Below are 12,415 nucleotides of genomic sequence, written 5' to 3'. Positions count from 1 at the left end.
AGACTTCAAGCCTAGCAGCCATGCGCGCGCGGCCGGAACCCGGCAACGGCGCGCATAAAAAGGCCGCGCCATGGGGATGAACGCGGCATGGAGTGGAGCGTCCGTGGGGGGAAAGCGCGGGAGCGCTCGTTTCGCCTCGCCTCAGCGCGAGGCGACGTCCGGTTCCTGCTTGGCCGGCGTCTTGTCGTTGTGCTTCTCGTAGGTGACCAGCTGCAGGCGCGAGCCGTCGGCCAGGCGGAACTGGAACTGCTGCTGCAACTGATCCAGCGCCTGCAGCCGCGGGCACAGCGCCTTGGCGCGTTCGCCCAGGCGCTCACCCTGCGCGTCCATTTCCTTGTCGATGCTCTTGTCCAGCGATTGCGCACGCGCTTCCAGCGCGGCGACCTTGGCCTGGTCGCCGCTGAGCGCGGCCGTCACCGCGCTGGCGGTGACCTTGCCCACCAGGTCGCCGACCGTCTCGCCGACGCTGTCGGTCAGCGCTTCGCTCACCGCGCCGTGCTTCCAGATGCCGCGGCCCAGCGTGCTGTCGATATCGGCCCGCGCCTGCGCATGGCGGCGGTCGAGGCGCTCGACCAGCTTGCGGCGCTCGCCCTCGCCTTCGGCGAAGGTCATCAGCACCGTGCGCATCGCGGCGAAGCCGACGTCGACGCCGTCGCGCGCGATGCCGGCCACTTCCGGCAGCAGCGCGCGCACCTTGTCCTCGTACTGGCGCAGCCGCGCGGCGTCGGCGGCGGAGACGGCGAGCGCGCGGTCGTCCACGCGCAGCTGGCCGTCGTGCATGAACACGTCGCCGGGCTTGCCGTCGTCGCGCTGGAAGCGGATGCCGGAGGCGTCGACGCGCACGTCGTACGGCGTGCGGTAGCCGCAGCTGTCGTCGTCGATCTGAATGGTGCGGGCCTGCGCCGGCAAGGCCATGGCCAGGCCCAGGCCCAGGGCGAGGGCGAGGGCGAGGCCGAGCAAGGTGGTGGCGGAAGTCTTGCGCATGGTCGATCCCCTCGTGGCATGGCCCGGCCCTCCGCCAGCCCATGTTGCAGACGATGCGTCGGCGCCCGGCGCAGCGGCATGGGCCAGCCGTCATGCCCTGCCATCGGTCACATGCGGCGTCGCGCATAGGCAGGCGCGCCGCCAGCCGCTAAGTTGGCCGGACTATCGGCCTGGGGAAGCACGCATATGCGGGACGGCTGGGATGTGATCGTGATCGGAGCCGGCCTGGCCGGACTGGCGGCGGCGACCGAACTGGCGGATGCCGGGCGGCGCGTGCTGGTGCTGGAACAGGAGCCGGAACAGAGCCTGGGCGGCCAGGCGTTCTGGTCGTTCGGCGGGCTGTTCTTCGTCGACTCGCCCGAACAGCGCCGCATGGGCGTGCGCGATTCGCACGCGCTGGCCCTGGCCGACTGGATGGGCACGGCCGCGTTCGACCGGCCGGAAGACTACTGGCCGCGGCGCTGGGCCGAGGCCTATGTCGACTTCGCCGCTGGCGAAAAGCGCGCCTGGCTGCACGGCATGGGCATGCGCTGGTTTCCGGTGGTGGGCTGGGCCGAACGCGGCGGGCATGGCGCGTATGGGCATGGCAATTCGGTGCCGCGTTTCCATGTGACCTGGGGCACCGGCCCCGGCGTGCTGGAGCCGTTCGTGCGGCGCGCGCGTGCGGCGCAGGCGAAGGGGCTGATCGAATTCGCGTTCCGCCATCGGGTGGATGAGCTGCTGGTGGAAGGCGGCGCGGTGGTCGGCGCGCGCGGCGCGGTGCTGGCGCCGGATGCGATCGAGCGCGGACGGCCGAGCACGCGCGAGGTGGCCGGCGATTTCGAAAAGCGCGCGCAGGCGGTGATCGTCGCTTCCGGCGGCATCGGCGCCAACCATGAACTGGTGCGCCAGCATTGGCCCAGCCGGCTCGGCCCCGCGCCCGCGCACATGCTGTGCGGCGTGCCGGCGCACGTGGACGGCCGCATGCTGGCGATCAGCGAAGCGGCCGGCGCCCAGCTGATCAACCGCGACCGCATGTGGCATTACGTGGAAGGCATCGAGAACTGGAATCCGATCTGGCCCGCCCACGCCATCCGCATCCTGCCCGGCCCGTCCTCGCTGTGGTTCGACGCCACCGGCCGGCGCCTGCCCGGCCCGCTGTGGCCGGGCTTCGACACCATGGGCACGCTGGCCTGGCTGCGCCAGACCGGCTACGACTACAGCTGGTTCGTGCTGGACCAGCAGATCATCCGGCGCGAGTTCGCGCTGTCCGGTTCCGAGCAGAATCCCGACCTCACCGGCAAGAGCTGGCGGCAGGTGGCCAGGCGCGCCGTCGGCAAGGGCGCGCCGGCGCCGGTGGAAGCGTTCAAGCAGCACGGCCGCGACTTCATCGTGCGCGACACGCTGGAGGAACTGGTAGCCGGCATGAATGCGCTCACCGGCGAGGGCCTGATCGATGCCGCCGCGCTGCGGCGCGAAATCGAGACCCGCGACCTGCAGTTCGACAACCCTTACGCGAAGGATGCGCAGGTAATGGCCATCCATAACGCGCGGCGCTATCGCGGCGACAAGCTGGTGCGCGTAGCCAAGCCGCATCGATTGCTGGATCCGGCCAATGGGCCGCTGATCGCGGTGCGCCTGCATGTGCTGACGCGCAAGACGCTGGGCGGGCTGGAGACCGATCTGCAGGCGCGGGTGCTGGCGCCGGACGGGCAGCCCTTGCCGGGCTTGTATGCGGTAGGCGAGGCGGCGGGGTTTGGCGGTGGCGGCTTGCATGGCTATCGCGCGCTGGAAGGGAGCTTCCTCGGCGGCTGCCTGTTCTCCGGGCGGGTCGCGGGGCGTGCCGCGGCGGCGGCGGTGGCTTGAGCGCGGCAGCGGACATCGTCGTCTATGGCACCGGCAGTGTCGGTGGCTATCTCGGCGGACGCTTGCACGGGCATGCGGCGGTGCGTTTTATCGTGCGCGAGCGGATGCGGGCGACGTTGCGCGAACGCGGGATGACGCTGACCGATCTGCATGGGTTTCATCGGACGATCGATGGCGCGTCGCTCGACCTGTGCACGGCGCCGGCGGATGCGGCCGCGCCGCTGGTGCTGGCGACGGTGAAATCCGGCGATACGGCGCAGGTGGGGCAGGAGCTGGCCGCGGTGCTGCCGCCGGATGCGCTGGTGATCAGTTTCCAGAACGGCCTGCACAACGCCGACACGCTGCGCGCCGCCCTGCCCGGCCGCACGGTGCTGGCGGGCATGGTGCCGTTCAATGTGCTGCAGCGGGAACCGGGTGTGTTCCATCAGGGTTCCAGCGGGGAGCTGATGGTGGAGGAGCATCCGGCGCTGCAGCCTTATCTGCCGGTGTTCGCCGACGCCGGGCTGCCGGTCGAGCCGCGCCGCGACATGGCGGCGGTGCAGCGGGCGAAGCTGCTGTTCAATCTCAACAATGCGATCAACGCGCTGTCGGGCTTGCCGCTGCGCGACGAGCTGGCGCAGCGGGGATGGCGGCGCTGCCTGGCGCTGGCGCAGGCGGAAGCGCTGGGGATCTTCGCTCGCTTGCATCTTCCGGTCGCGAAGCTCACGCCATTGCCGCCGCGCTGGCTGCCCGCGCTGCTGAAGCTGCCCGATGCGCTGTTCGCGCGCCTAGCCTCGCGGATGCTGGCGATCGATCCGCTGGCGCGTTCGTCCACCTGGGAAGATCTGCAGGCGGGGCGGCGCACCGAGGTCGATGCGCTGCATGGCGCGGTGGTGGAACTGGCGGAGCGTGCGGGGCGCGAGGCGCCGGTCAACCGGCGCATTGTCGAGCTGGTGCGCGAGGCGGAAGCAAAGCCGGTGGCGTGGACGGCCGAACGCCTGCTGGGCGAATTGCGCGAGGCCGCGCGCCGCTAGCAATGTAGGTTGGGGTGAGCGCAGCGAACCCCAACAAGTGCATCGCCGGATGCGGCCCACGTTGGGGTTCGCTGCGCTCACCCCAACCTACGCCGGTCCGTGACGCTTATCCGTGCCCTGCGTGCGTTGCCAGGCGCCGCCGCACGCCGCGCAGCGACAAGGTCTCCCACACCGCCACCACCAGCAGCACCACCGTGGTGAGCGTGGCCAGCCAGAACACCGACAGCTGCAGAGCAGGCACCGCCAGCAGGGCCAGCAGTACCAGCCCCACCAGATGCGACAGCGGGAAAGGACAGCGCCCCGCCGTCATCTTGAACAGCGCATTGCCCAGCAGATAAAGCAGCGGCCCACCGATCAGCACGATGGCCGCCGGCAGCTCGCAGCGTGCGTGCGGATGGCTGAGGCTCAGTTCGTCGCCCACCGCACTCACCACGATGCCGGCCACGATAGGCAGGTGCAGATAGGTATAGGCCAGCCGCGCCGTGCGCCCCGGATCGGCCGCATGGCGGATCGCGCGGCTGCCGCGCTCCGCGCCCAGGTCGAAATAGATCCACCACATCGCCACGCAGCCCAGGAAGGCCGCCACGAAGGCGGGCGCCGCGTCGGCCATGGCGCTGGATTCGGCGAAGCTCGACCCGGTGACCACCAGCGACTCGCCCAGCGCGATGATCACGAACAGGCTGCAGCGCTCGGCGAAGTGGCCGCCTTCCACGTCCCAGTCCGCGGTGGTCGAACGGCCCAGGCCCGGCACGAAGAAATACGCGGCCGGGCCGAGGTATTCGATGCCGAGCGCGGCGATCCACCACAGGAAGCGCGGCGCGCCGTCCTGCCACGCCCCGATCAGCCAGCAGGCGCCGGCCATGCACAGCCACAGCAGGATGCGTACGAAGTTGGTGCGCTGGGATGCAGTGCCGCCGCGGTGCAGCGCCCACACCATGAACAGCGAACGCCCCACCTGCATCGTCACGTAGGCGCCGGCGAACAGCAGGCCGCGCTCGCCGAACGCTTGCGGCAGCGAGGCCGACAGCAGCAGGCCGGCGAAGGTCAGCGCCAGCATCATGGCGCGCACCGCGATGCGGTCCGGGTCCAGCCAGTTGGTGACCCAGCCGGTGAAGATCCACACCCACCACACCGCCAGGAACAGCAGCAGCACGTGTGCCGCGCCGATCAGGCTGAGGTCGTGCAGCAGGGTGTGCGACAGCTGGGTCACGCCGTAGACGAACACCAGGTCGAAGAACAGCTCGATATTCGTCACCTTGCCGTGCCCGCCGGCGGTGCGTTCGCGCAGCAGGCCGGACGGAGCGTGGTGCGAAGAAGATTTGGGCATGGACATGGCGGGCTTCCCTGGCATCGGCGCCTTTATGGCACGGCATCCGTGCACAGGCTACGGCGCCGCCGCTATTCGATACGCGCCACCTTGCCCTGCACCAGCACGACGGTGACGGTGTGGCGTCCCTGGCGGTATTGCCAGCGCTCGCCTTCCGTGGCCTTGCCTGCCGCCTGTTTCGCGCGGCTGCCGCCTTTGGAGCTGCGTTTGTTCGTTGCCTTCCCGGCCTTGCCGCCGCTGGCCTTGTGGGCCGGCTGACCCAGCAACTCGACTACGCGCGCCGCGCTGTCGCCGGTGACCAGCACCTGCTGCCCGACCCGCAAGCTGTCCGCCCATGCCGGCGCTGCCGCGCAGAGGCAAAGGATCACCCATATCCAGCAACGCATGATTCACTCCCATGGCGCCACCAGCGCCCTGAGAGTGAATTTAGGCTTGCGCGGCGAGACGCATCAGCGGCGCATGCCGCCGCGGCATGTAAGGCAACGCCGCGCCAACAGGCAGGCTCAGTTGCTGAGTTCCTCGATCTTGGTCACCTTGCCGCCGATCACGGTGAGGGTGGTGACCTGGCTGTTCTCGCGCTGGTACTGCCAGCGCTGGCCAACATAGCCGCCGTGCCTGGTCTCGATCGGTTCCTTGAAGCTCGGCTCGCCAAGCAGCTGGATCGCGCGCGAGGCGCTTTCCCCCACGGTCAGCACCTGGCTGCCGATGCGCAGCGTGCTGGCGGCATGTGCGGCAACGCTGGCCAGCGCCAGCACGGACATCAGAACGAGACGGCGCATGGTGGAACTCCTTTCCAGGCAGGGGGAGGGAACTTAGAAACCGGCGCCGGGCTGGGCCAGGTACTGCAACTCTTCGGGTGTGCAGGTGCGGCCGAGCACGGCGTTGCGGTGGGGAAAGCGGCCGAAGCGCTCGATCACCTCGCGGTGGCGCTGCGCATAGCTCAGATAGTTGGCGTACACGGCCTCGCCGGGAAACGCCGCGCACAGGCCTTCGACCAGCGCCACGCTGCGATCCTGCAGGGCGCGGTCCTCGGCATGTTCCAGCGGCATATAGGCGAATACGCGCCAGGCCGGCGGCAGCCGCTCGTCGAAACCCTGCGCGATGCCCTCCAGCGCCAGCCGCTGCGCCTTCGCGTCGCAGGCGAAAGTGCGCGCATCGCCGCGATGGAGGTTGCGGCTGAACTGGTCGAGCACCAGCAGCAGCGCCATCCAGCCTTCGGGCAAGGTGATCCAGCTGTCGAGTTCTCCGCGCGCGGCCCCCTCGTGCAGCGCGCCGAAGCGGCTGCGGATGGCCTCGTCGAAGGCGTCGTTGCGCTCGAACCAGAGCGCCTCGTGATCGGGGTCGAACCAGAAGGCCAGCACATCCTGCGCATCGGTCATGAGGTTCTCAGCCATGGGCGGCATCAGCCATGCGTGGTGCCGGCCAGGCAGTGCATGTCGCGGTGCATGCCGTACAGGCGGTCGAGCTGGCGGCTCAGGCCGGCTTCGGGACGGCCCGCGCGCTGCAGCTGGCGTTCGAAGCTGTGCAGCAGCCAGCATTCGTGCCGGGCCAGGCACTGCACCCACGCGGTATCGCGCTGCGCGGCGAAGCGGGTGGAAAGATCGGCCAGCAGGATACGCAGCGCACCGGCTGCCGTACCGCGCTGTGCGGCTTCGCCACCATCGGCGCTCACCTGCGACTGCAGGTCGGCGATCAGCGAGTCCAGCGTCTGCAGATTTTCGAACAGCAGGATCTGCAGCGCCGGATCGCGCACCCGCTCCAGGGCCCGCCGATGCAGGTCGCGGTCGTCGATACCGCGGCGGATCAGGGCGTTGAACAGAGTCTGGTCGAGATGCGACACGGCGACCGCCTCCGGGCGGTTCGGTGCTTGGGATAGTGGACGATGCGGCTATGCTCGGACTCGCCCGCTTAGCGGGGCATTAATCCCCGGGTGTCCAAAAAAGCCGCGCTCAGCAGCGGTTTGCCGACGTCATTGGGCGATCTGCAAAAGGTTCAGAGCTTGTCCGTTGGCGCCCGGCACGCCCTGCTGCAATTCGGCCAGGCGGCGGATCGACGGGCACAGCGCCTGCAGCTGCGGACGCAGCGCCTGCATGCGCTGCTCCAGCCGCGGGCGCAGCTGGGTGGCCAGGTCGCCGGCGCGGTCGCGCAGGCTGGCGGCGGCCTGCATGTCGCCGCTCATGGCGGCCTGCACGGCCTGCTGACCCAGGTCGCCGGCGATCACCGGCAGCAGGTCGCTGGCGATCTGGTTCGCATACTGGTCGGCCAGGTCGCCCTGCCAGTCGTGGGTGCTCTGGCTGGCGTCGATGCGTTGCTTCAGCTGCGCCACGCGGGCGTCCAGGCGCTGGTTCAAGTCGCCCATGGAGCCGGCGCTCAGGCCCAGGTTGGCCGCTTCTTCGCGCACCGACTGCGCCAGCAGGTCCACGCCGTTGCGCGCCACGCTCTTGGCGCGCGGCGCCAGCGCGCGCAGTTCGCGTTCGAACAGGGCGATGCGGTCCTGGTCCTCCGGCCGCAGCGATACCGGCTGGCCGTCGGTGCGCAGGCTGCCGTCATGCAGCTCGACGTGGAAGGGCGCCGGCTGCGGCCGGTCGAACGACAGCTCGGCCGGTTTCAAGGTGACGTCGTAGCTGCTGCTGGCCTGGCAGGTGGTGGCCAGGTCCTGCGCGTGCAGGCCCAAGCTGGCCAGGGCCAGGAAGGTGGACGGGATCAGGCGGCGCATGCGGCGTCCTCGGGCGGAAGGCATGCAGCGATAGCCCGCCGCCGGACAACCCGGGCTGAACTTGCCGGCTCAGCGCCGCCGCGTATGGAACTGCGCGGCGACCTTGGGGCGGCCCATGGTCCAGGCCAGCCACAGCAGCAGGGGCACGCCGATGGCCTTGATCGCGATCACCACCTGGAAGGTGCGCCGCGCGCGCTCGACCATCAGCAAGGCCACGTCGCCCAGCTGCGGATTGGCCAGCGCCGCCTGCCGCGCCATGTCGAACTGCTCGCGCCCCTGCCACATCGCCACGCCGGAATAGACTGCCCAGCACGCCAGCAGCACGGCGGTCGCGCGCATCGCCAGCCGCGCCCATTCCTGCCGCAGCACGCAGCCGGCGCAGACCACGATCACACCCAGCGCGCCGGCCAGATAGTCGTAGACGCCGAAGCGCAGGTACTGCACGCCGCCATAGGCGGCGAGCAGCAGCAGCAACCAGACGGCGACCGGCCACGCGGCGAACTCGCGCGAGCCCGCCGCGTCCTTGCGCACCTTCAACAGCATCAGGACGAAGCCTTGTCCGAGGACTTCAGCGTGGTCAGGTCCGACTGCACCTGGGCGGAGTTCTTCTCCGGATCCACATCCTGGTAGACCTTGGCCACCTTGCCTTCCGGATCGATCAGGAAGGTGGTGCGCCTGGCGTAGTTCATGCCCATCTTGGAGGTCAGCACGCCGTAAGCGGTGGCCACCTTCTTGTCGCTGTCGGCCAGCAGCGGGAACGGCACGTGGTACTTGGCGGCGAAATCGGCATGCGACTTGACGTCGTCCAGGCTCACGCCCACCACCATCGCGCCGGCCTTGCGCAGCTTGGCGACGTCGTCGCGGAAGGTGCAGACCTGGGTGGTGCAGCCCGGGGTGAAGTCCTTCGGATAGAAATACAGCACCAGCCAATGGCCATGGAAATCAGCCGGCGTGTGCCACTTGCCGTTCTGGTCCTGCAGGCGGAAATCCGGCGCGGCCTGGCCCACCTGCGGCAGTGCGGAAGCCGGCGCGTCGTCGGCGAAAGCCGGGGCGACCATTCCGACCAGGAGAATCAAGGCGAACAACAGGAAGTTACGACGCATGAGAGCACTCCACGGGGAAAAGGGAACTCCGGGAGTGTACGCCTGCGCCCAAAAAGAAGGGCGCCCTCGGGCGCCCTTCCCATGCGTCAAACCGGCAAAGCTTACGGACGCTTGATGCTGAACTTGCCGATCGACACGCCGAGGTTCACGCCCTCGCCGGTGCCAGCCAGCGCCAGCGAGGTGGTGCCCTTGGTCAGCACCTGCGCCTGGCCGCTCTTGACCACGCCGGCCTCGGCGCCGGCCTGGGCGTAGTCGCCGAACACGTCGTCGATCGAACGCACGTGGCTGATCTCGCCCTTGCCGTTGTCGATGCGGTACTTGCCCGCCGTCAGGCCGCCGCCGACCACTTCGATCTTGACCGTGGCCTGCTGGCCGTTGTCGCAAGTGATGGTGCCGTTGCCCTCGGCGTGCTTGTAGATGATCGACCAGCCCGAGAGATTGAACCGCAGCTTGCAATCCACGTTCGCGTCGGCAGCCCGTGCGCTTCCCGTCGCGGCCATGCCGCCCGCCATCGCCAGCACCAGAGCCATCATTCCCATCGAACGCTTGATCATGTCGCTCTCCTTTAACTCGGTTGGGTCAGTACCCGGTCGCCATGGTAGGCGCGCTGGCTGAACAGACGGCGAAGCCGGGCGGTGGCGTTCAGCCTTCGCCAATAGCCGTGAGAGCCGCGTGCAAAACGTGTGTTCTTGATCTACCGCTAACGGAAGTCCGCGCAAACTCTTGCTCCACCGGAACCGATAAGGACTCGCCATGAACACGCGAAGCGCTCTCGCCTTCGGCCTTTCCTGCCTGCTGTGCGCCGGCAGCGCGGTGCATGCGCAGAACTCCACCAGCAAGCCGCGCACGCGCACCGTGTGCGAGAACGTCACCGTGCAGGACCAGCCCAAGGACCAGCACCAGATCGCCGGCATGGCCATCGGCGCCGTGGCCGGCGGCGTATTGGGCAACCAGGTCGGCGGCGGCAAGGGCAAGACGCTCGCGACCGTGGCCGGCGCCGTCGGCGGCGGCTATGCGGGCAAGAAGATCCAGGAAAACCAGCAGACCAAGAAGACGCATGTCGAACGGCGCTGCCGGCAGGTCGCCTACTGAGTTCCAGGCTCCGCCCGCCTGAGGAGGCGGCCCATGAAGTACACGCTGGTCGGCTATGACGGCTCGCCTTCCTCGCAGCGCGCGCTGCGCTTCGCGGTGGCCCTGGCCCAGGCCTGCGGCGGCCGCGTGCGGGTGGTCAACGCGGTGAAGCTGGTGGAAGGCGCGGCCGATACCTGCGCCCTGCTGATGGCCGATTCCGGCGCGCAACGCGCCGGCGAACTGCTGGCCGAAGTGCGCGCCCTGCTGCCCGACGCGGCCGGACTGATCGACGTGGAAGTGATGTCCGGCTGCCCCGGCGAAGTGCTGCTGGAGCAGGTGCGCCGGCACGGCATCGACCACATCGTGATCGGCCACACCGAGCGCGGCGCGCTGGGGCGCTGGCTGCTCGGCTCGGTCTCCGACGATATGCTCGCGCGGGCCCACGTGCCGGTGACGGTGGTGCGCTGAGGCCGCCAGAAGCGGAGCGCGCAACTTCTTGCCGTGCCCCATGCCGCGTCCAGGTCGGCAGTCATTAATCCCGGACCCCGCTCTCGTCGTATGCTTTGTCATATAACAGTCATGCCAGGCCGGCGCGCGCCCCGCTGCGAACGGCCCGGGCCCGCACAGGAAATGCCGCGTGAGCTATAACACCACCCTGCCCTGGACTCTGGACAGCCTGGATCTGGACCGCATCGAATTCGAGCGCGTCCGCCACAACGAAGACCTTTTCTTCCTGCTGTGCAGCGCCTCCTTCGTGGAAAGCGGCTCGGACCTGTACACGCATAACCTGATCGACCACTTCGCCGGCGACGAAGCCCTGCAGACCTGGCTGAGCCAGCACTGGGAACACGAGGAACTGCAGCACGGCCGCGCGCTCGCCGCCTATGTGCGCAAGGTGTGGCCGGAGTTCGACTGGGAGCGCGGCTTCCAGTCGTTCTGGGACGAATACGGCAAGGTCTGCACCGCCGACGAACTCGAGCCCAGCCGCGGCCTGGAGCTGGCCGCGCGCTGCGTGGTGGAAACCGGCACCGCCAGCCTGTACCGCGCGCTCAACGACATCACTGACGAGCCCGTGCTCAAGCAGCTCACCAACCACATCAAGAGCGACGAAGTGCGCCACTACAAGCACTTCTACCAGCACTACCGGCTATACCGCGAACGCGAAGGCTTCGGCCGCTACAAGGTGTTCCGCACCCTGCTGCGCCGGGTCAACGAGATCAAGAGCGAGGACAGCGACATCGCGCTGCGCCACGTGTTCAACCAGTGCTATCCGCAGCACGTGGACAACCAGGCGGAGTTCAAGCGCATCACCGGCCGCGCCCAGGCCCTGCTCCGCCGCAACATCCCCGCCGAGATGACGGTGAAGATGCTGCTCAAGCCGCTGGACCTGCCGCCGCGCGTGCAGGGCATGGTGGAGAAGCCGCTGGCGAAGATTGCGGAGAAGCTGTTTCTCAACTGACGCCGTCCAGGCGTCATCCCGGCGCAGGCCGGGATCCAGTAGCGAAAGACGGCACGATGGCTTGGACGTCCAAAGACTGACTTGGGCGTTATTTCGACAACCGGCTACTGGCGCTACTGGATCCCGGCCTACGCCGGGATGACAGTAGGTGGCGCTCAGTCGCGCCCCACTTCCAGCTCCCGCTCGCGCTCCCGCGCACTGCCCTCCGGCCAGTGATACCAATCCTCATGCGGCGAGAACTGCCGGCACGACGGGCAGAACGTGATCTGCCAGCGATAGCTGCAGCCGGGGCAGACGCCGGCGGTCCAGAAGGTGTTCCACACCGTGCCGCAGCCGCCCATGCGCGGCGAGCATTGCCAGCGGTCCTCGCCCTGCGGGCGCCAGGCGCAGCGCGGGCAGAAGATCTGCGGCTCGTTCATGGCGAAGGCTGGTCCGCCGCGGCGGCCGCGCGCTGCGCGGACTGGATCTTGCGCTGCTCGTGCTCCACCGACTTGAGCCTGGCCAGGTCCACCGGGCGGATCTCGCCGATGGTGCAGGGGATGTCGCGTCGCCCGGTCAGCACCTTGTCGAAGCGCACCTGCACTTCGTTCAAGTTGGAGGTGAGGCCGATGGCGTCGGTGAATTCCAGATCGGGGCACGGCCCCATCACGCTCACCAGGTACGCCTCGTTCGGCCGCGTATAGATGGCCAGCTGGCTGTCGCCCAGCGGTTCCCACGAATACAGCTCGAAGAAGCGGAAGCTGCGCACCGGATCGCGCGCGGCTTCCCTGTAGGCGGCCTGGCGCGCGCCGATGCGCTGCGCATACGGCACGCTGGAACATGCCGCCATGCCGAGCACGGCGATGGCGGCAAACAGAACACGGTGGGCGAACATGGCATGTCCTCCAGTGGAAGGAG

At 68.9% G+C, this 12,415-nt stretch carries 17 protein-coding genes; 5 read left to right on the top strand and 12 right to left on the bottom strand.

Annotated features, from left to right (window positions below):
- Positions 1 to 141: 141 nt before the first annotated feature.
- Positions 142 to 984, bottom strand: coding sequence for a DUF2884 family protein (locus ISN75_RS02255; RefSeq protein ID WP_343821689.1), 843 nt, complete (start codon positions 982 to 984; stop codon positions 142 to 144).
- Positions 985 to 1,170: 186 nt separating this feature from the next.
- Here ISN75_RS02255 and ISN75_RS02250 point away from each other — a divergent pair, with 186 nt between their 5' ends.
- Positions 1,171 to 2,829 (top strand): FAD-binding dehydrogenase, encoded by a 1,659-nt coding sequence (locus tag ISN75_RS02250; protein ID WP_343821691.1) that lies wholly within the window; start codon positions 1,171 to 1,173, stop codon positions 2,827 to 2,829.
- The gene (locus ISN75_RS02245) at positions 2,826 to 3,842 is read left to right on the top strand and encodes a 2-dehydropantoate 2-reductase (RefSeq protein WP_343821693.1); all 1,017 of its coding nucleotides are present in this window, start codon (positions 2,826 to 2,828) and stop codon (positions 3,840 to 3,842) included. The genes ISN75_RS02250 and ISN75_RS02245 overlap by 4 nt, the downstream gene beginning before the upstream one ends.
- 106 nt (positions 3,843 to 3,948) lie before the next feature.
- Here ISN75_RS02245 and ISN75_RS02240 read toward each other — a convergent pair whose 3' ends face one another.
- The 9 genes from ISN75_RS02240 to ISN75_RS02200 all read right to left on the bottom strand — a co-directional run bounded on the left by ISN75_RS02240 (position 3,949) and on the right by ISN75_RS02200 (position 9,542).
- Entirely contained in the window at positions 3,949 to 5,175 is a 1,227-nt protein-coding gene (locus ISN75_RS02240) for a low temperature requirement protein A (RefSeq protein ID WP_343821695.1), read from the bottom strand.
- Positions 5,176 to 5,240: 65 nt separating this feature from the next.
- Entirely contained in the window at positions 5,241 to 5,555 is a 315-nt protein-coding gene (locus ISN75_RS02235) for a DUF2845 domain-containing protein (RefSeq protein WP_343821697.1), read from the bottom strand.
- Positions 5,556 to 5,672: 117 nt separating this feature from the next.
- The gene (locus tag ISN75_RS02230; protein WP_167252659.1) at positions 5,673 to 5,948 is read right to left on the bottom strand and encodes a DUF2845 domain-containing protein; all 276 of its coding nucleotides are present in this window, start codon (positions 5,946 to 5,948) and stop codon (positions 5,673 to 5,675) included.
- A 33-nt stretch (positions 5,949 to 5,981) separates the two neighbouring features.
- A complete protein-coding gene (locus ISN75_RS02225) occupies positions 5,982 to 6,563 on the bottom strand; it encodes a DUF924 family protein (RefSeq protein ID WP_343821699.1) in 582 nt (193 codons plus the stop codon).
- A gap of 8 nt (positions 6,564 to 6,571) precedes the next feature.
- Positions 6,572 to 7,009 carry a PA2169 family four-helix-bundle protein gene (locus ISN75_RS02220; protein WP_343821701.1) on the bottom strand — a complete coding sequence of 146 codons (438 nt, stop codon included), beginning with the start codon at positions 7,007 to 7,009 and terminating at the stop codon, positions 6,572 to 6,574.
- Positions 7,010 to 7,138: 129 nt separating this feature from the next.
- Complete coding sequence (locus ISN75_RS02215) at positions 7,139 to 7,885, bottom strand: DUF2884 family protein (RefSeq protein ID WP_343821703.1); 747 nt, start codon at positions 7,883 to 7,885, stop codon at positions 7,139 to 7,141.
- A 69-nt stretch (positions 7,886 to 7,954) separates the two neighbouring features.
- Positions 7,955 to 8,428 (bottom strand): hypothetical protein, encoded by a 474-nt coding sequence (locus tag ISN75_RS02210; protein WP_343821705.1) that lies wholly within the window; start codon positions 8,426 to 8,428, stop codon positions 7,955 to 7,957.
- Positions 8,428 to 8,988 carry a peroxiredoxin gene (locus ISN75_RS02205; RefSeq protein ID WP_168649246.1) on the bottom strand — a complete coding sequence of 187 codons (561 nt, stop codon included), beginning with the start codon at positions 8,986 to 8,988 and terminating at the stop codon, positions 8,428 to 8,430. Before ISN75_RS02205 ends, ISN75_RS02210 begins: the two co-directional genes overlap by 1 nt.
- A gap of 101 nt (positions 8,989 to 9,089) precedes the next feature.
- The gene (locus tag ISN75_RS02200; protein ID WP_167252665.1) at positions 9,090 to 9,542 is read right to left on the bottom strand and encodes a hypothetical protein; all 453 of its coding nucleotides are present in this window, start codon (positions 9,540 to 9,542) and stop codon (positions 9,090 to 9,092) included.
- 199 nt (positions 9,543 to 9,741) lie between these two features.
- Here ISN75_RS02200 and ISN75_RS02195 point away from each other — a divergent pair, with 199 nt between their 5' ends.
- The 3 genes from ISN75_RS02195 (at position 9,742) to ISN75_RS02185 (ending at position 11,518) form a co-directional block, all read left to right on the top strand.
- Positions 9,742 to 10,080 carry a glycine zipper 2TM domain-containing protein gene (locus ISN75_RS02195; protein WP_343821708.1) on the top strand — a complete coding sequence of 113 codons (339 nt, stop codon included), beginning with the start codon at positions 9,742 to 9,744 and terminating at the stop codon, positions 10,078 to 10,080.
- Positions 10,081 to 10,113: 33 nt separating this feature from the next.
- Positions 10,114 to 10,527 carry a universal stress protein gene (locus ISN75_RS02190; RefSeq protein WP_168649244.1) on the top strand — a complete coding sequence of 138 codons (414 nt, stop codon included), beginning with the start codon at positions 10,114 to 10,116 and terminating at the stop codon, positions 10,525 to 10,527.
- A gap of 169 nt (positions 10,528 to 10,696) precedes the next feature.
- Positions 10,697 to 11,518 (top strand): ferritin-like domain-containing protein, encoded by an 822-nt coding sequence (locus ISN75_RS02185; RefSeq protein ID WP_167252668.1) that lies wholly within the window; start codon positions 10,697 to 10,699, stop codon positions 11,516 to 11,518.
- A 155-nt stretch (positions 11,519 to 11,673) separates the two neighbouring features.
- Here ISN75_RS02185 and ISN75_RS02180 read toward each other — a convergent pair whose 3' ends face one another.
- On the bottom strand, positions 11,674 to 11,937 hold the full coding sequence (locus ISN75_RS02180) for a hypothetical protein (protein ID WP_168649243.1): 264 nt from the start codon (positions 11,935 to 11,937) through the stop codon (positions 11,674 to 11,676).
- On the bottom strand, positions 11,934 to 12,392 hold the full coding sequence (locus tag ISN75_RS02175; protein WP_167252670.1) for a DUF6491 family protein: 459 nt from the start codon (positions 12,390 to 12,392) through the stop codon (positions 11,934 to 11,936). Before ISN75_RS02175 ends, ISN75_RS02180 begins: the two co-directional genes overlap by 4 nt.
- Between the last annotated feature and the right edge of the window lie 23 nt (positions 12,393 to 12,415).

Origin of the sequence: Dyella marensis, assembly GCF_049532885.1 — a bacterium.
In the GTDB taxonomy this organism is placed as follows: Bacteria; Pseudomonadota; Gammaproteobacteria; order Xanthomonadales; family Rhodanobacteraceae; genus Dyella_D; species Dyella_D marensis.
This window is presented reverse-complemented; position numbering and strand designations above follow the sequence as displayed.

Bases quoted from the DNA above. Each gene is read 5' to 3' on its own strand.
- ISN75_RS02255 (WP_343821689.1), bottom strand. From the start codon at position 984: ATGCGCAAGACTTCCGCCACCACCTTGCTCGGCCTCGCCCTCGCCCTC.
- ISN75_RS02250 (WP_343821691.1), top strand. From the start codon at position 1,171: ATGCGGGACGGCTGGGATGTGATCGTGATCGGAGCCGGCCTGGCCGGA.
- ISN75_RS02240 (WP_343821695.1), bottom strand. From the start codon at position 5,175: ATGTCCATGCCCAAATCTTCTTCGCACCACGCTCCGTCCGGCCTGCTG.
- ISN75_RS02235 (WP_343821697.1), bottom strand. From the start codon at position 5,555: ATGCGTTGCTGGATATGGGTGATCCTTTGCCTCTGCGCGGCAGCGCCG.
- ISN75_RS02230 (WP_167252659.1), bottom strand. From the start codon at position 5,948: ATGCGCCGTCTCGTTCTGATGTCCGTGCTGGCGCTGGCCAGCGTTGCC.
- ISN75_RS02225 (WP_343821699.1), bottom strand. From the start codon at position 6,563: ATGGCTGAGAACCTCATGACCGATGCGCAGGATGTGCTGGCCTTCTGG.
- ISN75_RS02215 (WP_343821703.1), bottom strand. From the start codon at position 7,885: ATGCGCCGCCTGATCCCGTCCACCTTCCTGGCCCTGGCCAGCTTGGGC.
- ISN75_RS02210 (WP_343821705.1), bottom strand. From the start codon at position 8,428: ATGCTGTTGAAGGTGCGCAAGGACGCGGCGGGCTCGCGCGAGTTCGCC.
- ISN75_RS02205 (WP_168649246.1), bottom strand. From the start codon at position 8,988: ATGCGTCGTAACTTCCTGTTGTTCGCCTTGATTCTCCTGGTCGGAATG.
- ISN75_RS02200 (WP_167252665.1), bottom strand. From the start codon at position 9,542: ATGATCAAGCGTTCGATGGGAATGATGGCTCTGGTGCTGGCGATGGCG.
- ISN75_RS02195 (WP_343821708.1), top strand. From the start codon at position 9,742: ATGAACACGCGAAGCGCTCTCGCCTTCGGCCTTTCCTGCCTGCTGTGC.
- ISN75_RS02190 (WP_168649244.1), top strand. From the start codon at position 10,114: ATGAAGTACACGCTGGTCGGCTATGACGGCTCGCCTTCCTCGCAGCGC.
- ISN75_RS02180 (WP_168649243.1), bottom strand. From the start codon at position 11,937: ATGAACGAGCCGCAGATCTTCTGCCCGCGCTGCGCCTGGCGCCCGCAG.
- ISN75_RS02175 (WP_167252670.1), bottom strand. From the start codon at position 12,392: ATGTTCGCCCACCGTGTTCTGTTTGCCGCCATCGCCGTGCTCGGCATG.